The organism is Neoluteolibacter marinus, assembly GCF_014904755.1.
Classification (GTDB): domain Bacteria; phylum Verrucomicrobiota; class Verrucomicrobiia; order Verrucomicrobiales; family Akkermansiaceae; genus Haloferula; species Haloferula marina.
This window is the reverse complement of record NZ_JACZFQ010000329.1, coordinates 1-285: the sequence shown is the minus strand read 5'-3', so window position 1 is coordinate 285 and position 285 is coordinate 1. Positions and strand designations below refer to the sequence as shown.

The following is a 285-nucleotide window of genomic DNA, read 5'->3' as shown; positions in this document are numbered from 1 at the left end:
ATCAGGGCGATCCCGGCCTCGTAGGTGTCGAGGACCTCGTAGTCGTGCCGGGCCTTCTTGTTGTTGGCGACGACGTCACGGCCGTCGTCGTTCTGCTTCTTCTTCTTGGCCATCAGGCCGGATCACTCTCCCGAGCGCAGTCTGTGGGTGTCGGCACGCCGGCGGGGTCCAGGCGGACGCACCAGTCTACGCCGAGCGGGCAGGGCCGACTCGGCCGACCCTGCCTGCGTCCTCGCTCAGAGACCCTTGCCGGATGGCGACACCAGGATCTTCACCGCGGTCTCG

The 285-nt window shown here is 67.4% G+C and carries 1 protein-coding gene; it reads right to left on the bottom strand.

Annotated elements, in window-relative coordinates:
- On the bottom strand, window positions 1–113 hold a 113-nt coding region (locus IG178_RS25115; RefSeq protein WP_193215286.1), incomplete at its 3' end, for an SsrA-binding protein.
- Window positions 114–285: the final 172 nt, after the last annotated feature.